Consider the following 25970-nt stretch of genomic DNA (forward strand, 5'->3'; position numbering starts at 1 on the left):
ATTTTAGCTTATAGTATTAAAAACTATTCTTTTCTCAATTTATTTGTTCAACACTGCATTCATCGGATTTTTGGAATTATCCTGAATTGAATACATTCCTTCTTCTTCATATATTTCATCTGCCGATAAATCTTCTTCAGCAAGTTCTTTATCAATTAATCTTTGAAGTGCTTCTTTACGTCTCTCTTTTTCTTCCTTTTCTTCAGCTATTTCTTCTTCTTTTTTTGTTACGCTGATAATAATTCCAAGTCCTAGACATGTCATCCATATTGAACTTCCTCCTGAACTTATCAACGGTAATGTCTGGCCTGTTACCGGTAACAATTCAACTGCAACAGCCATATTGATCATCGCCTGAAATATCATCGGAAATCCTAATCCGACGACTACTAATTTGCCAAATAATGTAGTAGCTTTGTGTGATGCTATTACAAATCGGAACAGCAATAATAAATACAAAATCAATATTGCAACTCCCCCTACTAGTCCATATTCTTCAACAATAATCGCATAGATGAAATCAGAAGATGATTGTGGCAGAAAGTTTTTCTGAACACTTTTTCCTGGCCCTAAACCACCTAATTTTCCGGATGCAATTGCAATTTTTGCTTTCTCAATCTGATAATCATCTTCATCGGGCTTATCGGTTGTAAAATTCATAATACGGCTTTCCCAGGTTGAAACCCTGCTAAAGAACCTTGAATCTGGAAAAGCTTTTGCTACCAAAAGGAAAAATGCCAACATAGCAATTCCTGAACCTATTATAATTCCAATATGCTTTAAAGGATATTTCCCAATGAATGTCTGAGTCAATATCATTGCAAAAATCAATGCAGTGGTCGAAAAATTTGCCGGAAGAATAAGTGCCAATGTAATAAACACCGGAATCCAAAGCTGTATAAGTGACACTTGAAATGGTTCATTTTCTTCTTTGGTTTTTGACAAATAACGTGCTACAAATACAAAGAGAACAATAGACGCCAAAGTTGAAGTCTGAAATGTAATTCCAATGAATGGTACCTGAATCCAACGGCTTGCATTTGCTCCTGCAATAACTGTCCCTTTGAGCAATGTATAAAGCAGTAAAATCCAAACAACCGGAAGCGCTATTTTAGAAATAGCCCTAAAATAATGATAAGGCACTCTATGAACCCAATAAATAATCATAAAACCGATACAAATATGAGCCAGATGCTTGATCAAATACCCAAGTGTATTCCCTGTACCATGTCCAATATAAGCCAGATTACTACTCGCACTAAAAACAGGCATAAACGAAAACAACGCTAATAAAGCCACGAATGACCATATAACCCTATCTCCTTTTAATTTATTAACCAGCTCTTTCATAAATCTTACTTTTTTTATTTCAGGTCCTTTTGTTTCAGGTTTCAAATTTTACAACCTGAAACCTAAACTTGAAATTATTTTTTACAAGTTGTGTACCGCTTGTTTAAATTGTTTTCCTCTGTCTTCGTAGTTTTCAAATAAATCGAAACTAGCGCACGCTGGAGACAACAAAACAGCATCACCTTTTTCTGTTAATCTCTGAGCAGTTTTCACTGCATCATTCATGTTATTTACTTCAACCATAATATCAACAACATTACCAAATGCCTCAATGATTTTATGATTATCGATTCCTAGACAAATAATTGCCTTTACTTTTTCACGCACCAAAGGCATCAATTCGTTGTAATCATTTCCTTTATCAACCCCTCCGACAATCCACACAGTCGGAACGTTCATACTATCCAAAGCAAAGAAAGCCGCATTTACATTTGTTGCTTTAGAATCGTTGATGTATTGTACATTCTGAATTTTAAGTACTTTTTCTAAACGGTGTTCAACACCTTGAAAATTCGATAAACTTTCGCGAATTGTTGCATTTCTAATTTGCATCAATTTTGCTACAGAGCTTGCTGCCATTGCGTTTTTCATATTATGTTTTCCTTCTAACGTAATGTGTTCTGTTTCCATTGTAAACTCTTCCTGGTTGATCTTTATTTCCATTTTGTTGTTATTTATAGAAGCCCCTTCATCGAATGTTTTGCTCAATGAAAAAGGAATTAATTGTGCTTTCGTTTTATTATTCTTTAACCATTCTGTACTCGCCTCATCATCTGCATCATAAATGAGATAATCACTTTCGGTCTGGTTCATCGTTATTCTAAACTTTGAATTGATATAATTTTCATATTTATACTCGTACCGGTCTAAATGATCCGGGCTAATATTCGTAATGATGGCAATATCTGGCCTGTACTCTATGATTCCATCCAACTGAAAACTACTTAACTCAAGAACGTATGCGTCAAATTTATTTTCGGCTACCTGCCAGGCAAAACTCTTTCCGATATTACCTCCCAAACCTACGTTCAGACCAGCTGATTTTAGTAAATGGTATGTCAGCATTGTCGTGGTTGTTTTACCATTACTTCCGGTAATCCCTATAGTCATAGCCTCCGTAAAAGGTTTTGCAAACTCAATTTCAGAAATCACTTTAATTCCGGCTGCAAAAAGTTTTTTAACAATCGGAGACTTCTCAGGAATTCCGGGGCTTTTCATCACTACATCAGCATTCAGAATCAAATCTTCTGTGTGTCGTTCTTCTTCCCAGGCAATTTTATTAATGATAAGAACTTCTTTGTAACTCTCTTTTATCTTTCCAAAATCAGACACAAAAACATCGTATCCTTTTTTCTTTCCCAGGATAGCGGTACCTACACCGCTTTCTCCTCCTCCTAAAACCACTAGTCTCATCTATCTCAACTTTAAAGTAACGATTGATAAAATAGCTAACATGATGGCCACAATCCAAAATCGGGTTACAATTTTACTTTCATGATAACCCTTTTTCTGATAATGATGATGCAAAGGAGACATCAGAAAAATTCTTCTGCCTTCTCCAAAACGTTTCTTTGTATATTTAAAATAACTCACCTGAATAATAACTGATGCGCTTTCTGCAAGGAAAATTCCACAAAACAAAACAATCAATATTTCTTTACGAACAGCAATTGCCAAAACAGCTATAATTCCTCCGATCGTCAAACTTCCTGTATCTCCCATAAATACTGATGCAGGAAATGAGTTGTACCAAAGAAAACCTATTAAAGCCCCAACGAATGCAGAAATAAAGACAGTCATTTCACCCGAATTGGGGATATACATAATATTAAGATAATTAGAGAAAATAATATTACCGGAAACAAACGTAAATATTCCGAGCGCAAGTACAGAAATTGCCGAGGTCCCGGCAGCGAGACCATCAATTCCGTCTGTTAAATTGGCACCATTTGAAACCGCTGTAATAATAAAAATTACTACAGGAATAAATACCAACCATGCCCATTTTTCATATCCATCCCCCATAAACGATAATACTTCAGCATAATCGAATTCGTTGTTTTTTATAAAAGGAATTGTTGTTGCTGTAGATTTTTCCTCAACCGGTGCAGGTAAAACAACTGTTGTATTGGTACTAGTTTTAAAAACATCTGTTTTTCCTGTATCTGTTCTTACTGTTACGGCAGGATTAAAATAAAGAACTGTGCCTACAATTATTCCCAGACCAACCTGTCCTATAACTTTAAAAATTCCTTTTAGCCCTTGTTTATCTTTTTTGAATATTTTAATATAATCATCAATAAAGCCAATTGTACCCATCCAAAGTGTTGTAACAATAAGCAATACGATGTAAATATTATGTAAGCGCGCAAATAACAAAACCGGAATTAAGGTTGCAAAAATGATAATCAGTCCTCCCATTGTTGGAGTACCAGCTTTTTCATTTTGACCTGCAAGTCCAAGCTCTCTCACTGTTTCTCCTACCTGCTGACGGCGCAGGAAATTAATTACCCTTTTACCATAAATCGTTGATAAAAGCAGCGAAAGCATTAAAGCTAAACCTGATCTGAAGGTAATGTACTGAAAAACTCCTGTTCCTGGTACATCTAATGTTTTGTCTAAATATTCAAATAAGTAGTATAGCATATTTTTAATTTTTTAAATCCTAATTCAAATTAAATCCCAATTTTTAAATACCAAATTCCAACGTCAAATTGGATTTTGGTATTTGGAATTTTCATTTTATCATTTTCTTAGTTGTTCTAATATTTCTTTTACCGTTTCCATATCATCAAAATGATGACGAACACCATTTATTTCCTGATATGTTTCATGTCCCTTCCCTGCAATTAAAATAATATCATTTGACTGAGCGAACTGGCAAGCCGTTTTTATAGCCTGTTTTCTGTCTGTGATTCTCAGGATTTTTCTATAATTATGAGCTTCAACACCTTCTTCCATTTCATCTAAAATCGCTTCAGGATCTTCGTTTCTTGGATTATCAGAAGTTAAAATTGCTTTATCACTAAGATCTGTAGCAATTTTAGCCATAATTGGTCTTTTTCCCTTATCCCTGTTTCCTCCACAACCTACAACTGTAATCAACTGTTCGTTTTTAGTACGAATACCATCGATTGTTTTCAAAACATTTTCCAAAGCATCAGGTGTATGAGCATAATCTACTATTGCTGTAACATTCCCTTCTGAAACAATATATTGAAAACGTCCTGAAACACTCTCTAAATCAGACAACAAACGCAACGCTTCAAGACTATCCATGCCCAGCTCGATTGCGGTTCCATAAATAGCTAATATATTGTAGGCATTAAAAGTCCCTATTAATTTTACCCAAACTTCATTATCGTTTACTTTCAATAATAATCCGGATAGTTGACTTTCTAAAATCTGTGCTTTAAAATCTGCATATGTTTTTAAGGCGTATGTAAATTTTCTTGCGACAGTATTCTGAAGCATAACCGTTCCGTTTTTATCATCAATGTTGGATAATGCAAAAGCTGTTTTAGGCAATGAATCGAAGAACGATTTTTTTACATCTCTGTATTCTGCAAAAGTTGGGTGATAATCTAAATGATCGTGTGAAAGGTTTGTGAAAATTCCTCCCACAAAATGAAGCGCTTCTGTTCTTTTTTGATGAATTCCGTGCGAACTTACTTCCATAAAACAGTGTGTTACACCCGCTTCAATCATTTCATTTAAATAATGATTAATTGTAATTGAATCCGGAGTAGTATGTGTCGCTTTATATTCTGTATCATCAACCATAATTTTTACAGTTGACAATAAACCAACTTTGAAATCGGCTTTTTTAAATAACTGAAACAATAGCGATGCAATAGTCGTTTTTCCGTTTGTACCCGTTACACCAACTAATTTTAACTTTTCGGAAGGATTATCAAAGTAATTTGCAGCCATAAAAGCTAAAGCCGTATTGGTGTCTTTTACTTGTATGTATGTAATTCCTTTTTCAATATTTTCCGGCAATCTATCGCAAATAATTGCTATTGCCCCTAACTGAATTGCTTTTTCGATATAATCATGCCCATCAGAAAGAGTTCCTCGAATAGCTATAAAAACATCATTTTCTTCAATTTTTCTTGAATCAAAATCTATTTTATGAATAGCAATATCTGTTGAACCTGTTACAGATTCAATAGCTACTTTATATAATATGTCTTTTAGTATTTTCACGATAATTCTAATACTATAGTTGTGTTTTTATTAATATTCTGACCAGCCTGAATCGATTGATTCTTCACTTTTCCTACTCCGTTTACTCTTACTTTCAAACCTAAATTCTCCAGTAAAGCAACCGCATCCATTCCCGGCATTCCTTTTAAATTCGGAATCAGTTTTGGCTTTTTATTTGATTCTGTATTAAACTTATTATAACTATATTCCTGTTTTGGAATTGTAGAATCCAATCGTTTAATCTTATTCGTTGATGGAGCATCTGTAAATATTTTTTGGGCAATTCTTTTAAAAACCGGTCCAGCAACATCTGCCCCGTAATAATTATTTTTAGATGTATTTGGTTTATGAACCACTACAATACAGGAATACTTTGGATGATCAGCCGGAAAATATCCCACAAAAGAAGATGCATAATACAATGCTGACTTACCATCTTTCCCTCCATAATTCATCTGAGCTGTTCCTGTTTTTCCTGCCATCGAAAAATCTTTCGAGTACAATTTAGAAGCTGTTCCTTTTTTAACCACATTTAACAAAACAGCTTTTAACTTTTTTATTGTTTCAGGAGAACAAACCTTTGGATTAATTACTTCCGTATCAAATTTCTTTATTGTTTTATTCCATTCTTTAATTTCAGATACAAACTGCGGTCTTACCATTACGCCATTATTTGCAACCGAATTATAAAACGCTAATGTCTGCATCGGAGTAACTGAAACTGAGTATCCAAAAGCCATCCACGGAAGTGAAATTCCTGACCAGCTTTTATCTCCGGGATGTGGAATAATCGGTCTTCCTTCTCCTTTAAAGTGCAATCCTAAAGGTTTATCCAAACCAAAATTTCTGATATGATCTACAAATTTTGACGGATTGCTTTTATAATTATCGTAAACCGCCTGAACCATTACTGTATTTGACGAAAGTTCAAATCCACGAGCTAACGAAATCTTTCCATAACCACCGGTATGCGAATCACGTACAGATCTTCCGTAATATTTAACTACACCGCCATGACTATCATAAACTGCACTTGTATCAACAACTTTATCTTCTAAAATTGCCATTAAATCAACCAATTTAAAAGTAGACCCCGGCTCGTGAGACTCTGCTACAGCATAATTTGTAGTTTCAATATACGATCCATCTTCTTGTCTACCTAAATTTGAAATTGCTTTTACATAACCCGTCTCTGTTTCCATTACTACAACACAACCGTGATCTGCTTCGTAATCCTGAAGCTGTTTCAATAAGGCGTGATGCGCAATATCCTGAATAAATACATCTATAGTCGAAATTACATCATAACCATCGATAGGATCAACTTCGTTTACATCACGGATTGGCTTCCACTGTCCTTTGGCTATTTTCTGTTTTAAAATTTTACCGTCTTTTCCGTTCAGGTAACTTTTAAAAGCCCATTCGATTCCTTTTCCAACTTCTACACCTGTAGCAGGATCAATTCTATCGTAACCAATTGTTCTTTCTGCAATTTTACCAATCGGATGTTTTCTGACAGTTTCCTGCTCAATGATTATTCCTCCTTTGAAAGCTCCCAAATTAAACAATGGAAAACTTTTAATTCGCACATATTCGGTGTAACTTAAATTTTTAGCAATTAAGTAATAACGATTTTTATTATTCCTTGCTTTCCTTAATTCATTCTGATAATAACCACTTGGTCTTCCAAGAATCACGGATAACGAATCTGAAAGCGGTTTTATATATTTTTCGAAATTTTCTTCTTTTGGTGCTTTAGAATCAAATCTGATTTCATAATTAGGTATCGATGTTGCCAGCAAACTTCCGTCTGCTGAATAAATATTTCCTTTATTAGCAGGAATCACAAAATTCCTAACCGTACGCTGTTTCGCCAGTTTCCTGTAATGATCTCCCTGCACCCACTGAATATTGGTCAATTTAACAACAATAGCAATTGCCATCAAAAAGATGAAAACTGCTACGAGGTAAATTCTGTAGGATATATGTTTATCGTCTACTGCCATATTCTTTGAAAGAAACTTTTTTCTTCTTCTTTTTTAACTTCTATTTTTACCGGAGGAACTGTCGACGGAAAAATTTGTTTTTCTAACATTTTATCCGAGATGGTTGACTCCATTTTTAATTTCATCAATTCTGAACGTCGGTCTACAAATTCAGATCGCAATTCTTTTACTTCATTGCTTAGTTTTGCAATTTCAAAAACCTTTTGTTCGTATCGCTGCGTATTTGCAATCATTATTATAGCAAGCAGAATGATAAAAACAATGAATCTCCAGTTTTTTACCGCATCATCATTGATCAGAAATCTTGCTTTTAATATCCCAAACACACCACTTTTCATTATACCTATATATTATATCTTTTCGGCAATTCTTAATTTAGCACTTCTTGCCCTGTTGTTTTCTTTAATTTCAGCATCATCAGGCACAATCAATTTTCCGACAGTTTTAAACGGAACTGAAAAATTTCCGTAAAAATCACGCTCTGGCTCACCTTCAAACATTCCGTTTTTCATGAATCTTTTTACCAGCCTGTCTTCTAACGAATGATATGAAATCACAGAAAACCTTCCTCCCGGTTTTAGGATCTCTAATGACTGCTCAATAAACTCTTTTAAAACATCCATTTCCTGATTTACTTCAATTCGGATTGCCTGATAAATCTGAGCTAATATTTTGTTTCGGACTTTTTCCGGCAAATATTTCTTTAAAACTTCCTTTAACTCATCTGTTGTTTTGATTGGATAATCTCTTCTTGCCTCTACAATTGTTCTTGCTAAAACCGGTGCGTTTTTCAACTCCCCATAATCAAAAAAAACACGACGTAAATCCTGTTCTTCATATTCATTAACCACCCGATAAGCATTTAAATCATTTTTCTGACTCATCCGCATATCCAATTCAGCATCAAATCTGGTAGAGAAACCTCTTTCCGGAACATCAAACTGATGTGATGAAACTCCTAAATCAGCCAGGATTCCGTCTACGCTTTTTACACCGTGAAAACGTAAAAATCTTTTTATAAACCTAAAGTTTTCATTAATTAAGGTAAATCTTTCATCCGGCAAGGCATTTGCCAATGCATCTTCATCCTGATCAAATGCAAATAGTTTTCCGTTTGGCCCCAGTCTCCTCAAAATTTCTTTCGAATGACCACCACCACCAAACGTCACATCTACATATATACCATCTGGCTTAATATTCAAACCATCAACTGTAGGATGCAGCAAAACCGGATTATGATATTCCATTATCGTCGTCATTAATATTTCCCATTACTTCTTCGGCTAAATCTGCAAAATCCATATCTTCGCCGCTTATTGATTTTTCATATAACTCCTTATCCCAAATCTCTACAATATTAACTGCAGATGAAAAAACCACGTCTTTCGAAATATTCGAAAAAACAACCAAATCTTTTGGAACCAGTAACCTGCCCAGTGCATCAATCTCTACGATTTTAACCCCTGCAGTAAATCTTCTGATAAAATCATTGTTCTTTTTTACAAATCGATTCAGTTTATTAATTTTTTGCATCATCAGATCCCACTCTTCCATTGGATACAATTCTAAACACGGCTGAAAAACAGAGCGCTTCAAAACAAATCCGTTTTGAAGTGAAGAAGTCAGTTGCTTTTTCAAAGGAGCAGGTATCATAAGCCTTCCTTTAGCATCGACTTTACACTCATATGTTCCTACGATAGTGTTCAAGAAAAATGCATTAACATGTTATAGGACAAAAATATAAAAAATATTACCACATTTTACCACTATATACCACTTTGTTGATAAGTTTACCCACTTCTCTACCACTATAACTAATCAATAAAAAATCAATACTTTAGATATTAATCAGTTTCTAAACTAATTCTGCCGTTAATTATAAAAAATACATAGTCTTTCTCTTAAAAAAATAATTATAACTCAACGATTTTAACAGTGAAAAAACCATGCAAAATCTTATTAAAACCTGATTTTTAATCACTTATAAGTTCTACTAAAATAATGTAGTTAAAAAAACGCGGCAAAAATTCATTTTTGTTTATTAAACCCTATATTTGTCGAAATTGAAATTGGCATTAAATTAAATGGACAAAAACTACAAAAAAGAAGGCAAATACAGCTATTTTGAAGCTGGCGAAGGAACTCCAATCGTAATTTTACACGGGTTAATGGGAGGTCTTAGTAACTTTGATGGTGTAGCGCAATATTTCCCAACGAAAGGATACAAAGTTGTCATCCCGGATTTGCCAATATACACACAAAGCATCTTAAAAACGAATGTAAAAAGCTTCGCTAAATACGTAAAAGACTTTATTAATTTTAAAGGATTTGACAAAGTAATTTTGTTAGGAAATTCATTAGGAGGACATATTGCCCTTTATCATACCAAATTATATCCTGAAAAAGTAGCCGGACTTGTAATAACAGGAAGTTCCGGACTTTACGAAAGCGCTATGGGTGACAGCTATCCAAGAAGAGGTGATTACGAATACATCAAAAAGAAAGCTGAAGATGTATTTTACGATCCTAAAATTGCAACCCCTGAGCTTATCGATGAAGTATATGCAACTGCCAATGACCGTATTAAATTAATAAAAACCTTAACGATTGCCAAAAGTGCTATTCGTCATAATATGGCTAAAGATTTACCAAAAATGACAGTTGAAACCTGTATCATTTGGGGTAAAAATGACTCTGTAACTCCTCCAAATGTTGCTGAGGAATTTGACAAATTACTGCCTAATTCAACTTTGTACTGGATCGACAAATGCGGACATGCAGCTATGATGGAGCATCCTCAGGAATTCAACGAAGTTCTTGAAAAATGGCTTACTGAAAAAAACTTATAGTACTGTTTTTTTGATTTTAAGAAGATTTTAAAATAAAACACATGAAAATCACTTCTGCCGAATTCATTGTCAGCAATTCTGATGCTTCAAAATGCCCGGCTGATTTTTTGCCGGAATATGCTTTTATTGGCCGATCAAATGTGGGAAAATCCTCTTTGATTAATATGCTAACCAATCATAAAAATTTAGCAAAAACTTCAGGAAAACCTGGAAAAACACAATTAATAAATCACTTTAAAATTAATAATAATTGGTTTTTGGTCGATTTGCCAGGTTATGGATATGCTAAAGTGTCTAAAAAAACCAAATCTGTTTTTCAACAGTTTATTACAGATTATTTTGAAAACAGAGAACAGCTTGTATGTGCTTTTGTTTTAATCGACATTCGCCACGAAGCACAAAATATTGACATTGAATTCATGTCTTATATGGGTGAAAGCGAAATTCCGTTTTGCATTATTTTTACCAAAGCAGATAAAATCAGTAAAACAAAAGTTGATTCGCATATTGCGGCTTATAAAAAACAAATGTATGCAAACAACTGGGCTGAAATGCCTCATTATTTTGTAACCTCATCTACAGAATCAATTGGAAAAGAAGAACTTTTGTCTTACATCGACGAAGTAAATCAGGAGGTTTTTAAAAACAACTCAGGATTTTAAATTCCAATTTTAAAAATCCAAATTCCTAAAAAAGAAGATTTAGTATATAACAAATCCCAAACTCTATATTTAAAATGGAATTTGGGGTTTACTATTTTTGAGAATTCTTTGAATCTGTTTTTTTTTATTTTAAAGAATAACCTTAAGGCATTATCTTTTTTTAAATTATATTTGACCCAAATTAATTTCATTATTTTATGAAGAAAACTCTTTGCTTTTTACTTCTGGTACTCTTATCCTCCTGCAACGTCACGCACTACTTTTTACACAGTACAGACAAAGCGAATAGTTTGGACTTCACCAAAGGTATCTGGCTTGTCGGCGATATTGAAGTTGATCAAAATACAAAAACAAAATTAACCCGTTTTGTTATGGCTGATTTTTCAAAATACTTAGGAAGAAGAGTAAAATATTCTATGTCTGAACGAAAAGACTTAGGAACAAAAACAGTCCCTTTAAAATTAGACAAATCAGCAATTTTGGAACTAAAAAAAGGAGCTGATGCAGATTATTATGTAAATATAAAATGTAAAAACGCCAAAAATGACTTTAGTAGTTTTGAATTTCAAAATCATTTTTACTACAAAAAACAAATGGCATATGCAGAAGTCATTTTAGAAGTATACGATTTGAATAGCGGCGAAATAATTTACTCTCAGGCATCCGGAGGATGTCTCGAAGAAAAACTCAGCATTACAAACCAGCCAACATCAGTAGTAATAATTGGCTCCTACAGAAAAATCATAAATGATATTAAAAAGAATTCGATAAAGCCTAAAAATCACTTACCGACATATCAGGAGAAAAAAAATCTCAGATCCCGATTATAAACATTAGGATTTGAGATTTTTTATTATTGGAATTCTGTATTTTACTTGGTCAGTTCCAGTTTTTCTGCAAAATAATCACAGAAATCTTTCATCGTATCAGCCATTTTTTCATCATCCGTAGCACGCTTAAACGTGTCTGACATTGCTACTAAAGTCTGATGAAAGAAAATCTTCATTTCGTCAACTGGCATATCTTTTGTCCAAAGATCAATACGCATTGTTTCTTTGGCTTTACTGTCCCAGATTGATAACATGATAGCTTTTGCCTCTTCAGCTTCTACTCCTCCGTCCTGAGCCGTCCATGTTAATTTTTCCGGAACACGGTTCCCATCTAATTCTATATTGAATTTAATTTCTGAATTTATTGTATCTGACATTATTTCTTAGGTTTGTATTTAGATTTTTCAAAAATTTCTTTTGCACTTGTTTTTAATAATTCCGGCAAAGTTACGCTATTATTTTTCATATACGAACGTACCATCTGCCATCCAATCCAGGATCCTACCCTTCCCGGAGAATCGTTATCGATTTCCAGATAAAACTTAGAAAATGGGGCCGGTGCAATAAATCGTGTAGTCAGCTTAGGATCATCGCTATACAACAATTCTTTTTCAATAAAATAACGCCACATATATCCTTCATTTTCTTCGCACCATTTTATTTGTTCCGGTGTGTAGCCAATTTTTTCGGCGTCTGTAAATTCAGGCAAAAGCAAATCCTTAGCATACAATTGTTTCCCCTCGAAAATCATTTGTGAAATTAGATTTTTATCATCATAAGCAGGAATATTTCTGTATGTAAAACTCGAAACGACATCCGGCATAATCTGTCTCTCTTCAAAATTCTGTTTCAGATAATTTGGAAACTGGTAGAATTTATGTTCCTTCCCAAGATACAATTCCAATGCTACAATAACAAGACTATCAGCATAAATCGCTTTGGTATTATAATCCATCTCACCAATTACGGTAATGACTTTTGGAATTTTGGTCTTTGGGAAATAATATTTCACATGCTGAAAAAGCGTATTAAACTCTTGTCGGACAGGTTCAAAATTTGAATATTTTTTTTGCACTTCTGTATAAACCTCTCTCCAGATCGGTTCCTGCATTTTTTGAAGCCAGACAGCATCATCGTTCCCTACAGGGAAAAAGAAAGGATATTGCTTTTTAATTTTAGTCAAATCTTCCGGTTTCGCTTCAAAAAAGACCTTATCAAAACGTTCTACCTTAATATCAACAGGAATTTCTTCAACAGCTTTTTCTACTTTAGTTTTTTGATCACATGATAAAAAAAACAGGCACAGAACCACTACAAAGCGATATATTTTCATTTTATTTTAATTAGATTTGTGTTGCTTATTTAAGTAAACATATACTTAAAAAAAAATTTGTGCAAATATACAATCCCTACATCTTAAAACCTGAAATATTATGGCTAAAAAAAGCACTATACAGACAGAAAAAGTAAATACTCACATTGTAGAGTGGCTGAAAAATTACGCTAACAACGCAAAAGTAAACGGTTTCGTTGTCGGAATCTCGGGTGGAGTCGATTCTGCCGTTACTTCTACTTTATGCGCACAGACCGGATTACAAGTTTTATGTGTTGAAATGCCGATTCATCAGGCAGAAAGCCAGGTATCAAGAGGAAAAGAACATATCGAACAATTAAAAAAGCGTTTTCCGAATGTTTCTAGCGTGATTACTGATCTGACTTCCACTTTTGAGTCTTTTAAAACTGCTGTTCCGAAAACCGATGATGAAACAAAAGTAAATCTTTCGCTTGCCAATACACGTGCCCGAATCCGAATGACTTCTTTATATTATCTAGCTGGAATTCATGGACTTTTGGTTGCCGGAACCGGTAATAAAGTAGAAGATTTTGGCGTTGGCTTTTATACTAAATATGGAGACGGAGGTGTTGACCTGAGTCCAATTGCCGATTTAATGAAGTCTGATGTGTATGCTCTTGGCGAATATTTAACAATTCCCAATTCAATTTTAACAGCTGCACCAACTGATGGTTTATTTGGTGATAACAGAACAGATGAAGACCAATTAGGAGCGAGTTATGACGAGCTGGAATGGGCGATGATAGCCGATGAGGCAGGAAACACGGCAGCAGATTACAACGGAAGAGAAAAAACTGTTTTTGAAATTTATAAACGTTTAAACCTTAACAATAAACATAAAATGGAAGAAATTCCTGTATGTTTAATACCAAAAACGTTAAAATAAAACTTTTAACACTTGTGTGATATTAATTACAGAATTTATTTATTAATTTTACTGCTCCAAAAACAAATAACAATTCTAAAAAGGTAAAATTATGATTAAAGTATGTCTAGCAGACAACCACCCTGTGACTCACTTTGGCGTTAAGTCATATTTTAAAGACCACGACCAAATTTCAATTGTTGCAAACGTAGGTAATTTCTCAATGGTGAGAGACATTCTTCAAACGAAAGAAATCGACATTCTAATATTAGATTTAGAATTAGAAGGTCTTTCTAGTATTTTTGAAGTAAAGTCGATCCTGAAAAATTTCCCAAAAACAAAAATTGTAATTTTTAGTGATCTTGCGGAGCAAATGTATGCGCCTAACGCAATTAAAGCTGGTGTTTCCGGGTATGTGCACAAAACAGAAAAGCTTGAAACACTAGGTGTTTCTATTATTAAGGTACACGAAGGAAAAGTTATCATTAACGAAACTGTACGCAAAAACATGGCCCTTATTGCTAAACAAAGCAAAAGCGAACGATTGTACAGAAAACTTTCTAACCGTGAAATTGAAGTTTTACGTTACCTAAGTGACGGGAAGAAAAACAATGAAATTTCTAAAATTTTAAGCCTGAACGAAAAAACAATTAGTACTTATAAACTAAGACTATTGACTAAATTAAACGTGACTAATTTAGTTGACTTGGTTAATAAAGCTAAGACTTTAGAAATTATCTAATTAATGGCATACCGATTCTCTTAGGTGAATCAACCCATAAAAAAAGCTCTATATTTTCGATATAGAGCTTTTTGATTTATTAGTGATAAGGCACTACTACCCGCCCTAATTTCTTCGAAAAATTATTCAGCAATTTAGAATAATCAATTACCATAGACAATACTTCCGAATTATCTTCCTTAGGATCATTTAAAAGCGAGTTTTTTAATTCTGCTATAATCCCCGAAACCAAATACCATCGCATTGAGAAAATAGTTTCAGAAACATTTTGTTCAATCGTTTCGCTTTTATGTTTTGGAAAAATATTTTGCCCTTCCCAATTATGAATAGTCAGCCTTTCATCTTCCATCAAAATATTTGTTACTTCCTGAGCAAATTCAGGCTGTAAATGCATCAAATATTTATCTAGACTAAAAGCATCATTTTGGTTATAAAAATCAATAATATTATTGTAAATATCCTGAAATAAAGTATTCGACAATTCTACCTCATCTTCCTGCAAACTCAAATATATTTTCTCAAAAACTTTATATTTCCTTTTTTCAGAAACTTCTTTTACATTTCCTTCTTCATCCGCCTTTAGAAAAACATCTTCGAAATCTTCTACCACACTTCCATATAAAAGAAGAATTTCAATAATCTTCCTTTCAAAGCCATATAAAATATCTACTTTTTGAACCTGTTCTCCTGCATATCCCGGATCTTCCGGATAATCATAGCCTTCCGGCGGACCTGTTCTTGGATCTTCCGGATCTCCTCCAGAAAATGTACCGGCTTTTGGAGGCTGATTTCTAAAAACTTCAAACGGCTTTTGTTCCTGCTTTTGTTTTTTGTTTGTTTCTGCAATATCTTTCTGAATCAACTGCGCCAGCGTACTTGTCAAAACCTGTTCGGAAATATCCATTATTCGGGCACATTCCTGAATATATACTTCGCGCTGAATACGATCCGGTATTTTAGAAATACTGGCAACCATATCACGAATCAGATCGGCTTTTTTTATCGGATCGTTTTTAGCTTCGCCCATCAAAATCGAAGCCTTAAACTGAATAAAATCTTTGCTGTTATTTTCTAAATAAGCAACCAAATCGTCATGCGAATTTTTTCTTGCGAAACTATCCGGATCTTCACCATCAGGAAAAGCACAAACCCTTACATTCATTCCTTCTTCCAGAATCAAATCGATTCCGCGAATAGAAGCGCGAAGACCTGCAGCATCACCATCAAAAAGTACCGTAATATTTTTAGTCAGACGATTAACCAAACGAATTTGGTCTGGCGTTAAAGCTGTTCCGGATGAAGCCACAACATTTTCGATTCCGGCCTGGTTGAATTGTATCACATCGGTATAACCTTCAACCAAATAACAGTTATTTTGCTTTGCAATTGATTGTTTAGCTTGAAAAATTCCGTAAAGCACTTTACTTTTATGGTAAATATCACTTTCTGGCGAATTTAGGTATTTTGCAGCTTTTTTATCATTGGTTAAAATACGCCCTCCAAAACCCAAAACACGCCCTGACATGCTTTGAATCGGAAACATCACACGACCTTTAAAGCGGTCAAAAGGACGATCTTCTCTTGCGATAGTTAAACCGGTACTTTCTAAAAATTCTAACTTATACCCTTTTCCTAAAGCTTCTTTTGTCAAAGCATCCCAGGTTTCCGGTGAATATCCTAAATTGAATTTTTTGATGGTTTCGTTAGTGAATCCTCTCTCTTTAAAATAAGACAGACCAATTGCCTTTCCTTCTTCAGAATTTAAAAGCGTATCATGAAAATATTTTGCTGCGAATTCAGAAACGAGATACATACTTTCGCGAATATCAGTATTTGCTTTTTCAGCATCCGTTTGTTCAGTCTCTTCAATCTGAATATTGTATTTTTTGGCTAAATATCGAATAGCTTCCGGATAGGTAAACTGTGAATGTTCCATTAAAAATTTAACAGAATTTCCTCCCTTTCCGGTACTAAAATCTTTCCAGATTCCTTTTGCAGGCGAAACCATGAATGATGGTGAACGTTCATCTGAGAAAGGACTCAATCCTTTAAAATTACTTCCTGCTCTCTTTAAATTCACAAAATCGCCGATAACCTCCTCTACACGAGCAGTTTCAAAAACAGTATCAATTGTATTTTGTGAGATCAAAATGTAAAATATTTTTTAAAAATAAGAGCCTGTAAAAGTACACAAATCCTTCTTTAATTTTACTGATTTAACACAAAAAAAGCACCTCTCTCGAAGTGCTTCTTCTGCTAATTAACCAAATTGTATTCTTAATTAAAATCGAAACGAAGTCCTAATGAAATATTATTTTCTTTAATTAAATTATCCTGAAACAACGGGTTCAAATCATACTTCATATATAAACTCAATTCTCTGTAACCAATATAAGAACTTAATCCATAAATAAAGTTATTTACATTGTACTCCCCTTTTATTGTTGATTTGTATTTCAGATCATCTTCTTCAAATTTTAAAATTTGTTTCGATTTTACATTAATCCCGGCATAACCTCCAACTCCAAAACGGAAACTTTTATGGGTTCTGAAATACGTTTTTCCATTGCTTTCTTTTGGTTTTGTAAAATCAAATTCTAAATGTACAGGTAAAACTAAATATACATTTCTAAAACGTGATTCAGTTAAATTTACCGGATTAACAACTAAATCAGTCTGGTTTCCGTTTACCACAAAACTACGGTTATCTGTTGGGCGAATATTATTGTACATTAATGACAATCCGTATTTGGCATGCAGTAAATTATCATTTTTCATTAATCGGGAATTATAGGTAAAACCCCATTCGTAAAAATGCGATCCCATAAACTTGTAATTTGAATCCTGAAGTTCACCGTCGACCATCATATTATTAAGTCCCATTGCAAAAACAAATTGAGAAGTAGTTCTTTTTTCTCCGCGAATAGAATCTCTGCTTTTTTTATTATGCCAGTCGTTTTTATCCCAATAAATAACTATTCTGCCTTTCTTTGTAGAATCCTGTTCTTTCAGCTTCCCGTCTACTTTTTGCTGAACCAGATCGTTGAGTTCATTTTGGGCAAGGGTAACTTTTTCTTCGATTATTACAGCTCTAGCCTCTGCCAGTTCTTTTTTGCGTTTATCAGCCTGCTCCCCGGTAATTACACCATTTGAAAGCTGTACATTTATTTCTTCAACTTCTTTTTTAAGCGTTTCTTTTTCTTCTTTAGTAATCTTTTCTATTTTGTCGGCGATTTTTTTTGCTTTCGCCTCAAATGTTTCCTGTCCGAGTACCTTACTGACAAATAAAAAAATTAAAATAACGAGGTAAATGGTAAAATTTTTCATGATTGATTTTTTTAAAAAATTTGATTGATGATGATTATTTATTGCTATTGAATTTGTTATTGTTATTGAACTTGACATTGAAATTTGCAATTGAAAATTTATTCCTGCTGGTTTCTGCTGGCCACAGCAACTTTTACGGTCTGATAATTTTTATTGACTTTTGAAATTACTTTTTCCCTAAACGAAAGTTCTAATTCGCCATCGACCTGATTGAGTAAATCATTGGCATTGACTTTGATTTTTGACTTTGACTTAGCCGAATTTTCTGCGATAACTTTATTTTCTGCTGTTTCTAATAACTTATCGACATTTGAATTTTTAGCACTTTCGGTAATTACAGTTTGATTGTTGATTGATTGTTTTTCCTGATTGTTTTTGATGATGACTGAAGACTCCGCTATTTGATTTGATTCATTTTGTATGATTTTATTTGAAATTTGATTACGTTTTTTTTGTTCTTTATCTAAACTTTCCTGAGAAGGATTTTCTGCGACAGCAATTTCTGTTGTTGTTGAATTTGTATTATTTAAAACTGGTCTTTCCACCGAATCTTTTTTAGTATTTTCTTCAATAACAACATCTTTTGGCTTTTCAACTGTATTTTTATTTTGATTAAAAAAGAAAGTTCCAGCCAACAAAAATCCAACAACACTCGCTGCGATATAAAGCCATTTGCTTTTTGACTTTTTCTCGGGCTTCTTCTCTTCTGCTACACTCAACATGGCGTCTAATCGATCCCAGGCTTTGCTGCTTGGTTCAATAGTGCGCTGATTTAGTTTTTCACGGAAATCCTTTTCAAAATTATTCGGTTCCATTTTCTTGTTTTTTTAAAATAGTAATTTGTGTTTGCAGCATTTTCCTTGCGTGCGATAATTGCGATTTTGATGTTCCTTCATTAATTCCTAACATCTTTGCAATTTCATTGTGCTTGTAACCTTCGATAGCATATAAATTGAAAACCATTTTGTATCCGTCGGGCAAAGCATCAATTAAATACTGAATCTGTTCTACTGTAAACTGACTGTCGATTTCGTTGAAACTTTCTTCTGTGAAAAATTCATCCTCAGCAAATTTTACTTTTTTCTGAACTCTTAAATACGAAATACATTCATTAACCATAATCCGGCGGATCCAGCCTTCAAAACTTCCTTTGTGTTCAAAGTTTTTCAGATTCGTAAATACTTTCATAAAAGCCGTTATCATTACATCTTCTGCCAATTGAATGTCTTTTATATATTGTCGACATACGCTTAACATCTTCGAAGAATATTTACCATAAATCTGTTGCTGCGCTTGTCGGTTATTTTCGACAGCCAACTTTATGATTTTGGTTTCTTCCTGATGTAACTGAATAATTTTCATTAATAAGCTTTTCGGTTTTTGGTTTTAGAAACAGACTTCTATTAGCATAGACGCATAGAGTTTTAAAATGGTTGCATGAGGGTGGAAAAATTTCAATAAAAAAATCAAAATTTAAATATTACTTTAGCATAGATAAACATCTCCAAACAAAACATTTAGAAACAATATTTTTTTATGTTAAACAAATATAATTTTATCTTTTTTGTTTTTCTAAGCATAAATTTTGCTAATTCTCAAGTAAACCCAAATGAGGTTTTTATAAGAGGATATACAAGAAATGATGGTACAGTAGTCGCGCCACATTATAGAACAGCACCAAATAATACAAATACTGATAATTTTTCTACTATTCCCAATATTAATCCTCATACGTTAGAGCCCGGATATATATTACCCGATTCTAAATCAATTAATATCGAAACACAAATATATATTCCAGAATACACAAATTATTATCCAGATCGAAATGAGGTAAAAACATATGGTTCTTATGAAATAGAAAGATTATTGGATAAAATATATAATGAACAATATAATTATGGTTATCAAAAACATTCAAATGAAATAATTGACAATTACAAACAATCTCATTACAACTATGATATAAATTACAAGGAACTTGATTCTATTTCGACAATAGATTCAAGTGTAGCTGTCGTTGATTCAAGTATATTAACTAATACATTAAATTACGAAAATCCGAAAGTTGAAGTGAATAATAATTCGAATGGAAATAAAACAAATGAAGTAGCTAATAATACTTCAAATAATGAAACTGATATGAATATTTTTACCCAAATCTTTCCATTCTTTTTTATTATATTAATTCTAAGAAAAATATTTAGATAAAACTATTTCTTTCTTTCAATAACGTAATTCACCATCAAAATAAGTGCATCTTTGAACTCAGAATCGGGGTAATTTTCTAAAAGAGAAAGCGCTTCCTGCTGGAATTCGACCATTTTGTTTTCGGCGTAAGCCAAACCATTATTATTTTTTACAAAGGCAATAACTTCTTTTACGCGTTTTTTGTCTTTGTTGTGGTTTTTGATGGAGTTTATTAACCACTTTTTTTCTTGCGGAGTACAAGTATTTAAAACATGAATTAAAGGCAAAGTCATTTTTTGCTCTTTAATATCGATTCCGGTTGGTTTACCGATGGCTTCTTCGCTGTAATCAAATAAATCATCTTTGATTTGAAATGCCATTCCGATTAATTCACCAAACTTGCGCATGTTTTCTACCTGAATCTCATCTTCGATTACGGCTTTCGCCCCAAGCGCACAACAAGCAGCAATAAGCGTTGCAGTTTTCTTTCGGATGATTTCGTAGTAAACATCTTCGGTAATATCAAGTCGGCGGGCTTTTTCGATCTGAAGTAATTCCCCTTCGCTCATTTCGCGAACGGCTACAGAAATGATTCGGAGTAAATCAAAATCACCATTATCGATAGAAAGCAGTAATCCTTTTGAAAGTAAATAATCCCCAACCAGAACAGCTATTTTATTTTTCCATAATGCATTTATGGAGAAAAATCCTCGGCGGCGATTACTGTCGTCAACCACGTCGTCATGAACTAAAGTTGCCGTATGAATCAGCTCAATTACCGAAGCACCACGATAGGTTCTTTCGTTTACAATACCCCCTGAAACCATTTTTGCAGTCAGAAAAACAAACATCGGACGCATTTGTTTTCCTTTTCGGTTTACAATATAATAGGTAATCCTATTAAGCAACGCAACCTTTGAAGTCATTGATTCATGGAACTTTTTTTCGAAAAGTTCCATTTCGTTAAAAATGGGCTGTTTTATTTGAGAAGTAATATTCATTTCGTTTTCAAATATACTATTTTAAATAAAAAAACGTTGTTTATTTTGGGTTAGTATATTAATATTTTATGTACTAATTCAAAAACATACCAAAAAAAATCTAATACCTAATTTGAATTCATTAGTTAAAAAAGTAAAATTTAAATTATTTATTATGAAAACAAAATTTTTATTAATTGGAACATGTATCATTTTGGCTTTTTTTGTGAGCTGCAGCTCTGATGAAAAAACAAATGACGGAACAACTAAAGCAATTTCTAACGACGAAATTATTACCAATTCTAAAATCGATGCCTCAATCGAAGACGTTACCAATATTGCTGATGATCAATTTACCGCACAACAAAACATCAATAACAAACCAGACGGAACTATTAAAAACTACCTGCCAAGCTGCGCGACTATCACAACAGTCTTAACCAATAATACGTGGACCAAAACAGTTGATTTTGGCGTTGAAGGCTGTACGCTTGAAAACGGGAATACTGTAAAAGGGAAAATGGTTATTTCATTTTCTAATGATTTTTCGGCTTCAACACAAACTATCAGTTACACCTTTGAAGGGTTTTATCATAATGGTAAAAAGCTTCAGGGAAGTAAAAGCATTGTCCGCACTAAAAAAGCTACTGCACTGCAATCTGAAGTACATCCGGTTTTAACCGCATCAATTGATCTGACTATTACTTTTGATGACGGAGGCGTTTATAGCCGAAAAGGTACTTTGATCAAAGAAACTATTGCAGGTTATGACACCTGGTACAATTGGGAAGACAACGTGAATGTAGTTACAGGAAGCGGAACAACGACTTTCCCAAATGGCGATACTTTTTCTGCAGAAATAACAACTCCTCTGGAATTTTATGCTAGCTGCAGAAAACCTTTTGCTTTAAAAGGAATTCTGTCTATAACAAAAAACGGTGCAAATGCAATTGTTGATTACGGAAACGGAGATTGTAACACTCTTGTAAACGTAACAAAAGATGGAGTTACAACTGAAATAGATTTGAAAAAATAACCTTTTTTGCCCAAAAAGAAAAGCATTAAAAACAAGTACAAATCTTGTTCTTAATGCTTTTTTTATTTTTTAGATAAATGATTAAGCTTCTTTATTGGCCAATTGTCCACAGGCTGCATCAATATCTTTTCCGCGGCTGCGACGCACTTTTACCACTACTCCAATATTTTCCAATGCTTTTATGTAAGCCATAATTGACTCTTCTGAAGCCTGCTGAAACTCACCATCATCAATCGGGTTGTATTCAATTAAATTTACTTTGCAGGGAACATATTTGCAAAATTTAACCAAAGCATCAACTGAGGCTTTATTATCGTTAATTCCTTTCCAGACAACATATTCGTACGAAACTTTACTTTTGGTTTTTCTATACCAATATTCTAAAGCTTCACGCAAATCTTTCAATGGGAAATTTTGACTAAAAGGCATTATTCGGGCACGGATTTCATCAATTGCAGAGTGTAAAGAAACCGCTAATTTGAATTTCACCTCATCGTCAGCCATTTTTTTGATCATTTTCGGAATTCCCGAAGTTGAAACCATAATACGTTTTGGCGACATTCCTAAACCTTCAGTAGACGTAATCATATCAATAGCTTTAATGACATTGTTATAATTCATTAAAGGTTCTCCCATTCCCATAAAAACAATATTCGAAAGCGGATGATTGTGATACAGACGGCTTTCTTTATCAATTGCCACAACCTGATCGTAAATTTCACCCGGCTCCAGATTTCGCATACGCTTTAATCTTGCTGTTGCGCAAAAATTGCAATCCAGACTGCAGCCTACCTGACTTGAAACACAAGCTGTCGTTCTGGTTTCAGTAGGAATTAAAACCGATTCTACAACTAAACCATCATGCAGACGAACGGCATTTTTTACAGTTCCGTCACTGCTTCGCTGCATCGTATCAACCTTAATATGATTGATTACAAAGTTATTTTCAAGCATTGCCCTTGTAGGTTTCGCTACATTGGTCATATCATCAAAACTATGTGCTCCCTTGCTCCATAACCATTCATAAACCTGATTTCCACGGAAAGCTTTGTCGTTATTTGCGACAAAAAACTCTCGTAACTGATCTTTTGATAAGGCTCTTATGTCTTTTTTCTCGATTTGCATGGTGCAAATTTAATCACTTTTGTTCTTTTTTAATGCTTTTCAGAATCAATCTTGCCGGGAAAGCCGAATTTTTAAAGTTATTTTAGGAAAATCTCAATTATTTCATCCTAATCAATCCTGATAAAAACATTCTCATATAGCAATTACCACAAAATAATCAAAAAACTGACAATCAATACAGTATAAGCCAAAAATGTTTTATAAAAGATTATTTCATCAATACAAAGATTGCGCATACTCCTATTATAGCTCTTTAAAACAATTTTGACTATGATTTTTATCATTAAATCTACTATGTATTCACAATAAATTTGATACAAGAATTAAGGGGATGACAAACACTTTCGATTATAAATCATCTATCCTTAAATTAAATGATTAACGAAATAAATCAATAAAAATGAAAACTCTCAAATCTATTTTTTTAACAGTTATCTGTTTAGGAATTACAATTTACACCAATGCTCAAAAAAATTATACAGTAAATACGAAGTCTAAATTTGAAGTTGCAGGAACTTCTACAGTTCACGATTGGGTAATGAAATCTACAGATGGAACCGGCAATGCCAATTTAACTGTTAAGGATTCAAAACTAACCAACATAAACAGCCTTACAGTTGTATTACCGGCAGAAAGCCTTAAAAGCGGCAAATCAAGTATGGACGATGTTGCTTACGAAGCTTTGGATACAAAAACACACAAAAACATTAAATATGTTTTAAAATCTGCTGATAAAGTAAACGAAACAATCTGGAATCTAACCGGAATCTATACTATTTCTGGCGTCAGTAAAGAATACAGAACACAGGTTAGTGTAACTACTGTTAACGGAAATTTTGTTTTGAAAGGCTCTAACCAGATTACTTTTGCTGATTTTGGAATATCACCTCCAACAGCAGCACTTGGAGTGGTAAGAACCGGAAAAGATCTGACTATTCTTTTTAATATCACTTTAAATGATTACACTCAAAGTGAAAATGTTTTAGTTATTAAATAACCCCTATCGAAATAAACATAATTTACTACTTTTAAAAATGAACGGAGTCGAAGGCTTTTTATCCAAAAGAGCTTTGGCTCCGTTCTACTTTTCAGCTCTTTTGAATTACATCCAACTGATTAAAATATTTTTCTAAAAAAATTTTAGAAGCACACCTAAAAAACATTTTTTGGCACGGGAATTGTCTAGCTCTCAAAAGGAAAATAATCTTACAAAGAGCGCTTAATTTTAAAATTTGTATTTTTATTTTTTCAGCTTTATAACCTTTATATTTTATCAATTTTAAAAAATTAATTAATCATGAAAAAACAAATTTTAAGTTTAGCAGTTATCGCTTTGTTAGCATTCGGTGTTCAATCTTGCGGAGATAAAAAAGAAACAAAGCCTGAAGAAGAATTAACGCTTGGAAACAAGGTAGACTCCCTGACAACGGATATTGAAGAAGTAAAAGACAGTGCAGTTAGCAAAACTGAAAATGCTGCTGAAGACGTTAAGGAAGCTACTAAAAAAGCCGCTGAAGATGTAAAAGACGCTACTAAAAAAGGAGCTGAAAAAGTAGAAGCTGCTGCTAAAGCTGCTAAAGACGGAACGGTACAAACTGCTAAAAACGTAAATGAAGCGTTGAAAAAATAATTTCATCAGAATCAACTTAAAGCCATCCCTGTACGGATGGTTTTTTTATGCCCAAAAGTGAGCTTATATTTTGTATTTTTACAGCCAAATCTGAATACACTACAACATGCATTTTATTTCACAAGAACTTGAAGATTATATCGAACAACATTCTGAAAATGAACCGGAATTGTTAGCAAAACTGAATAAAGAAACGTACCAGAAAATCCTTTTGCCAAGAATGTTAAGCGGGCATTTTCAGGGTCGTGTTTTAAGTATGCTGTCTAAATTAATCCGCCCTGTGAATATTTTGGAAATTGGAACTTACACTGGTTACGCTGCTTTGTGTTTGTGTGAAGGAATGCAGGAAAACGGACAGCTTCATACCATTGACATCAAAGAAGAGCTGGTTGATTTTCAGCGTAAGTATTTTGATGCATCTCCATGGGGAGCACAAATTTTTCAGCATTTAGGTGAAGCAATCGATATTATTCCTACTCTGGATGTGAAGTTTGATTTCGTTTTTATTGATGCCGATAAAGAAAACTACATTAATTACTGGGAAATGATTGTACCGAAAATGAATAAAGGCGGAATCATTTTGTCTGACAATGTTTTGTGGAGCGGAAAAATCCTGGAACCGGTACACCCGAATGATGTGAGTACCAAAATACTTTTAGAATACAATTTACTTTTAAAAAATGATCCAAGAGTAGAGACGGTTTTATTGCCAATTCGCGATGGATTGACGGTAAGCAGGGTTTTATAATTTTAAGCTACTAAGGCCCTGAGAAGCTAAGTTTCTAAGATTTTTTTTCTAATAAAACTTGTAACTA

26 protein-coding genes are annotated in these 25970 nt (G+C 33.5%); 10 read left to right on the plus strand and 16 right to left on the minus strand.

Translation table 11 applies throughout. The features are described from left to right. Nucleotides 1-39: 39 nt before the first annotated feature. The 8 genes from GWR14_RS08510 to mraZ all read right to left on the minus strand — a co-directional run bounded on the left by GWR14_RS08510 (nucleotide 40) and on the right by mraZ (nucleotide 9272). Complete coding sequence (locus GWR14_RS08510) at nucleotides 40-1350, minus strand: FtsW/RodA/SpoVE family cell cycle protein (RefSeq protein ID WP_163408609.1); 1311 nt, start codon at nucleotides 1348-1350, stop codon at nucleotides 40-42. A gap of 81 nt (nucleotides 1351-1431) precedes the next feature. Next, the gene (murD, locus tag GWR14_RS08515; RefSeq protein ID WP_163408610.1) at nucleotides 1432-2763 is read right to left on the minus strand and encodes a UDP-N-acetylmuramoyl-L-alanine--D-glutamate ligase; all 1332 of its coding nucleotides are present in this window, start codon (nucleotides 2761-2763) and stop codon (nucleotides 1432-1434) included. Continuing rightward, nucleotides 2764-3996 (minus strand): phospho-N-acetylmuramoyl-pentapeptide-transferase, encoded by a 1233-nt coding sequence (mraY, locus tag GWR14_RS08520; protein WP_163408611.1) that lies wholly within the window; start codon nucleotides 3994-3996, stop codon nucleotides 2764-2766. Nucleotides 3997-4095: 99 nt separating this feature from the next. Continuing rightward, on the minus strand, nucleotides 4096-5559 hold the full coding sequence (locus GWR14_RS08525; RefSeq protein WP_163408612.1) for a UDP-N-acetylmuramoyl-L-alanyl-D-glutamate--2,6-diaminopimelate ligase: 1464 nt from the start codon (nucleotides 5557-5559) through the stop codon (nucleotides 4096-4098). Then, entirely contained in the window at nucleotides 5556-7565 is a 2010-nt protein-coding gene (locus GWR14_RS08530; protein WP_163408613.1) for a penicillin-binding protein, read from the minus strand. The genes GWR14_RS08525 and GWR14_RS08530 overlap by 4 nt, the downstream gene beginning before the upstream one ends. Further along, nucleotides 7556-7903, minus strand: coding sequence for an FtsL-like putative cell division protein (locus GWR14_RS08535; RefSeq protein WP_163408614.1), 348 nt, complete (start codon nucleotides 7901-7903; stop codon nucleotides 7556-7558). The genes GWR14_RS08530 and GWR14_RS08535 overlap by 10 nt, the downstream gene beginning before the upstream one ends. Before the next feature lie 12 nt (nucleotides 7904-7915). Beyond that, nucleotides 7916-8824, minus strand: a complete 909-nt coding sequence (gene rsmH / locus GWR14_RS08540; protein ID WP_187356526.1) for a 16S rRNA (cytosine(1402)-N(4))-methyltransferase RsmH — start codon at nucleotides 8822-8824, stop codon at nucleotides 7916-7918. Further along, the gene (gene mraZ / locus GWR14_RS08545) at nucleotides 8799-9272 is read right to left on the minus strand and encodes a division/cell wall cluster transcriptional repressor MraZ (protein ID WP_163408616.1); all 474 of its coding nucleotides are present in this window, start codon (nucleotides 9270-9272) and stop codon (nucleotides 8799-8801) included. The genes rsmH and mraZ overlap by 26 nt, the downstream gene beginning before the upstream one ends. Nucleotides 9273-9649: 377 nt before the next feature. Between mraZ and GWR14_RS08550 the strand changes: the two genes are divergently transcribed. The 3 genes from GWR14_RS08550 to GWR14_RS08560 all read left to right on the plus strand — a co-directional run bounded on the left by GWR14_RS08550 (nucleotide 9650) and on the right by GWR14_RS08560 (nucleotide 11906). Next, a complete protein-coding gene (locus GWR14_RS08550; protein ID WP_163408617.1) occupies nucleotides 9650-10414 on the plus strand; it encodes an alpha/beta fold hydrolase in 765 nt (254 codons plus the stop codon). Nucleotides 10415-10455: 41 nt separating this feature from the next. Then, nucleotides 10456-11076, plus strand: coding sequence for a ribosome biogenesis GTP-binding protein YihA/YsxC (gene yihA / locus GWR14_RS08555; RefSeq protein ID WP_163408618.1), 621 nt, complete (start codon nucleotides 10456-10458; stop codon nucleotides 11074-11076). Nucleotides 11077-11273: 197 nt separating this feature from the next. Further along, on the plus strand, nucleotides 11274-11906 hold the full coding sequence (locus GWR14_RS08560; protein ID WP_163408619.1) for a hypothetical protein: 633 nt from the start codon (nucleotides 11274-11276) through the stop codon (nucleotides 11904-11906). Nucleotides 11907-11947: 41 nt separating this feature from the next. On the opposite strand, the gene gldC is transcribed toward GWR14_RS08560, so the two are convergent. Next, nucleotides 11948-12283 (minus strand): gliding motility protein GldC, encoded by a 336-nt coding sequence (gldC, locus tag GWR14_RS08565; protein WP_163408620.1) that lies wholly within the window; start codon nucleotides 12281-12283, stop codon nucleotides 11948-11950. Beyond that, nucleotides 12283-13239 carry a gliding motility lipoprotein GldB gene (gldB, locus tag GWR14_RS08570; protein ID WP_163408621.1) on the minus strand — a complete coding sequence of 319 codons (957 nt, stop codon included), beginning with the start codon at nucleotides 13237-13239 and terminating at the stop codon, nucleotides 12283-12285. Before gldB ends, gldC begins: the two co-directional genes overlap by 1 nt. 100 nt (nucleotides 13240-13339) lie before the next feature. On the opposite strand from gldB, the gene nadE reads away from it, so the two are divergent. Together nadE and GWR14_RS08580 are read left to right on the plus strand one after the other, a co-directional pair. Then, complete coding sequence (gene nadE, locus GWR14_RS08575) at nucleotides 13340-14146, plus strand: NAD(+) synthase (RefSeq protein WP_163408622.1); 807 nt, start codon at nucleotides 13340-13342, stop codon at nucleotides 14144-14146. 91 nt (nucleotides 14147-14237) lie between these two features. After that, nucleotides 14238-14867, plus strand: coding sequence for a response regulator transcription factor (locus tag GWR14_RS08580; RefSeq protein WP_163408623.1), 630 nt, complete (start codon nucleotides 14238-14240; stop codon nucleotides 14865-14867). 79 nt (nucleotides 14868-14946) lie between these two features. On the opposite strand, the gene dnaG is transcribed toward GWR14_RS08580, so the two are convergent. From dnaG to GWR14_RS08600, 4 genes are all read right to left on the minus strand, one after another. After that, the gene (gene dnaG, locus GWR14_RS08585) at nucleotides 14947-17016 is read right to left on the minus strand and encodes a DNA primase (RefSeq protein WP_163408624.1); all 2070 of its coding nucleotides are present in this window, start codon (nucleotides 17014-17016) and stop codon (nucleotides 14947-14949) included. Between the two features lie 128 nt (nucleotides 17017-17144). Then, the gene (locus tag GWR14_RS08590; protein WP_163408625.1) at nucleotides 17145-18194 is read right to left on the minus strand and encodes a hypothetical protein; all 1050 of its coding nucleotides are present in this window, start codon (nucleotides 18192-18194) and stop codon (nucleotides 17145-17147) included. Nucleotides 18195-18292: 98 nt separating this feature from the next. Next, nucleotides 18293-19009, minus strand: coding sequence for a hypothetical protein (locus tag GWR14_RS08595; protein ID WP_163408626.1), 717 nt, complete (start codon nucleotides 19007-19009; stop codon nucleotides 18293-18295). Further along, nucleotides 18996-19556 (minus strand): RNA polymerase sigma factor, encoded by a 561-nt coding sequence (locus GWR14_RS08600; protein ID WP_163408627.1) that lies wholly within the window; start codon nucleotides 19554-19556, stop codon nucleotides 18996-18998. Before GWR14_RS08600 ends, GWR14_RS08595 begins: the two co-directional genes overlap by 14 nt. A 174-nt stretch (nucleotides 19557-19730) precedes the next feature. Here GWR14_RS08600 and GWR14_RS08605 point away from each other — a divergent pair, with 174 nt between their 5' ends. After that, a complete protein-coding gene (locus tag GWR14_RS08605; protein ID WP_163408628.1) occupies nucleotides 19731-20405 on the plus strand; it encodes a hypothetical protein in 675 nt (224 codons plus the stop codon). 2 nt (nucleotides 20406-20407) lie between these two features. Here GWR14_RS08605 and GWR14_RS08610 read toward each other — a convergent pair whose 3' ends face one another. Further along, nucleotides 20408-21385, minus strand: a complete 978-nt coding sequence (locus tag GWR14_RS08610; protein WP_163408629.1) for a polyprenyl synthetase family protein — start codon at nucleotides 21383-21385, stop codon at nucleotides 20408-20410. Nucleotides 21386-21539: 154 nt separating this feature from the next. On the opposite strand from GWR14_RS08610, the gene GWR14_RS08615 reads away from it, so the two are divergent. After that, nucleotides 21540-22400, plus strand: coding sequence for a hypothetical protein (locus GWR14_RS08615; RefSeq protein WP_163408630.1), 861 nt, complete (start codon nucleotides 21540-21542; stop codon nucleotides 22398-22400). 81 nt (nucleotides 22401-22481) lie between these two features. Here GWR14_RS08615 and rlmN read toward each other — a convergent pair whose 3' ends face one another. Further along, nucleotides 22482-23525 carry a 23S rRNA (adenine(2503)-C(2))-methyltransferase RlmN gene (rlmN, locus tag GWR14_RS08620; RefSeq protein WP_163408631.1) on the minus strand — a complete coding sequence of 348 codons (1044 nt, stop codon included), beginning with the start codon at nucleotides 23523-23525 and terminating at the stop codon, nucleotides 22482-22484. A 400-nt stretch (nucleotides 23526-23925) separates the two neighbouring features. Between rlmN and GWR14_RS08625 the strand changes: the two genes are divergently transcribed. The 3 genes from GWR14_RS08625 (at nucleotide 23926) to GWR14_RS08635 (ending at nucleotide 25903) form a co-directional block, all read left to right on the plus strand. Beyond that, nucleotides 23926-24522, plus strand: a complete 597-nt coding sequence (locus tag GWR14_RS08625; RefSeq protein ID WP_163408632.1) for a YceI family protein — start codon at nucleotides 23926-23928, stop codon at nucleotides 24520-24522. A gap of 300 nt (nucleotides 24523-24822) precedes the next feature. Further along, the gene (locus GWR14_RS08630) at nucleotides 24823-25155 is read left to right on the plus strand and encodes a hypothetical protein (protein WP_163408633.1); all 333 of its coding nucleotides are present in this window, start codon (nucleotides 24823-24825) and stop codon (nucleotides 25153-25155) included. 106 nt (nucleotides 25156-25261) lie between these two features. Beyond that, nucleotides 25262-25903, plus strand: a complete 642-nt coding sequence (locus GWR14_RS08635) for an O-methyltransferase (RefSeq protein WP_163408634.1) — start codon at nucleotides 25262-25264, stop codon at nucleotides 25901-25903. Nucleotides 25904-25970: the final 67 nt, after the last annotated feature.

The organism is Flavobacterium ajazii (genome assembly GCF_010614725.1).
GTDB classification, from domain to species: Bacteria; Bacteroidota; Bacteroidia; order Flavobacteriales; family Flavobacteriaceae; genus Flavobacterium; species Flavobacterium ajazii.

What these genes read in the sequence shown, in the direction of transcription:
- nadE (WP_163408622.1), top strand. Translation starts at nt 13,340, where the DNA reads ATGGCTAAAAAAAGCACTATACAGACAGAAAAAGTAAATACTCACATT.
- GWR14_RS08560 (WP_163408619.1), top strand. Translation starts at nt 11,274, where the DNA reads ATGAAGAAAACTCTTTGCTTTTTACTTCTGGTACTCTTATCCTCCTGC.
- murD (WP_163408610.1), bottom strand. Translation starts at nt 2,763, where the DNA reads ATGAGACTAGTGGTTTTAGGAGGAGGAGAAAGCGGTGTAGGTACCGCT.
- rlmN (WP_163408631.1), bottom strand. Translation starts at nt 23,525, where the DNA reads ATGCAAATCGAGAAAAAAGACATAAGAGCCTTATCAAAAGATCAGTTA.
- gldB (WP_163408621.1), bottom strand. Translation starts at nt 13,239, where the DNA reads ATGAAAATATATCGCTTTGTAGTGGTTCTGTGCCTGTTTTTTTTATCA.
- GWR14_RS08630 (WP_163408633.1), top strand. Translation starts at nt 24,823, where the DNA reads ATGAAAAAACAAATTTTAAGTTTAGCAGTTATCGCTTTGTTAGCATTC.
- GWR14_RS08605 (WP_163408628.1), top strand. Translation starts at nt 19,731, where the DNA reads ATGTTAAACAAATATAATTTTATCTTTTTTGTTTTTCTAAGCATAAAT.
- GWR14_RS08580 (WP_163408623.1), top strand. Translation starts at nt 14,238, where the DNA reads ATGATTAAAGTATGTCTAGCAGACAACCACCCTGTGACTCACTTTGGC.
- GWR14_RS08600 (WP_163408627.1), bottom strand. Translation starts at nt 19,556, where the DNA reads ATGAAAATTATTCAGTTACATCAGGAAGAAACCAAAATCATAAAGTTG.
- rsmH (WP_187356526.1), bottom strand. Translation starts at nt 8,824, where the DNA reads ATGACGACGATAATGGAATATCATAATCCGGTTTTGCTGCATCCTACA.
- GWR14_RS08615 (WP_163408630.1), top strand. Translation starts at nt 21,540, where the DNA reads ATGAAAACAAAATTTTTATTAATTGGAACATGTATCATTTTGGCTTTT.
- mraY (WP_163408611.1), bottom strand. Translation starts at nt 3,996, where the DNA reads ATGCTATACTACTTATTTGAATATTTAGACAAAACATTAGATGTACCA.
- GWR14_RS08590 (WP_163408625.1), bottom strand. Translation starts at nt 18,194, where the DNA reads ATGAAAAATTTTACCATTTACCTCGTTATTTTAATTTTTTTATTTGTC.
- GWR14_RS08610 (WP_163408629.1), bottom strand. Translation starts at nt 21,385, where the DNA reads ATGAATATTACTTCTCAAATAAAACAGCCCATTTTTAACGAAATGGAA.
- GWR14_RS08535 (WP_163408614.1), bottom strand. Translation starts at nt 7,903, where the DNA reads ATGAAAAGTGGTGTGTTTGGGATATTAAAAGCAAGATTTCTGATCAAT.
- GWR14_RS08595 (WP_163408626.1), bottom strand. Translation starts at nt 19,009, where the DNA reads ATGGAACCGAATAATTTTGAAAAGGATTTCCGTGAAAAACTAAATCAG.
- yihA (WP_163408618.1), top strand. Translation starts at nt 10,456, where the DNA reads ATGAAAATCACTTCTGCCGAATTCATTGTCAGCAATTCTGATGCTTCA.
- GWR14_RS08550 (WP_163408617.1), top strand. Translation starts at nt 9,650, where the DNA reads ATGGACAAAAACTACAAAAAAGAAGGCAAATACAGCTATTTTGAAGCT.
- GWR14_RS08510 (WP_163408609.1), bottom strand. Translation starts at nt 1,350, where the DNA reads ATGAAAGAGCTGGTTAATAAATTAAAAGGAGATAGGGTTATATGGTCA.
- GWR14_RS08625 (WP_163408632.1), top strand. Translation starts at nt 23,926, where the DNA reads ATGAAAACTCTCAAATCTATTTTTTTAACAGTTATCTGTTTAGGAATT.
- gldC (WP_163408620.1), bottom strand. Translation starts at nt 12,283, where the DNA reads ATGTCAGATACAATAAATTCAGAAATTAAATTCAATATAGAATTAGAT.
- GWR14_RS08530 (WP_163408613.1), bottom strand. Translation starts at nt 7,565, where the DNA reads ATGGCAGTAGACGATAAACATATATCCTACAGAATTTACCTCGTAGCA.
- GWR14_RS08635 (WP_163408634.1), top strand. Translation starts at nt 25,262, where the DNA reads ATGCATTTTATTTCACAAGAACTTGAAGATTATATCGAACAACATTCT.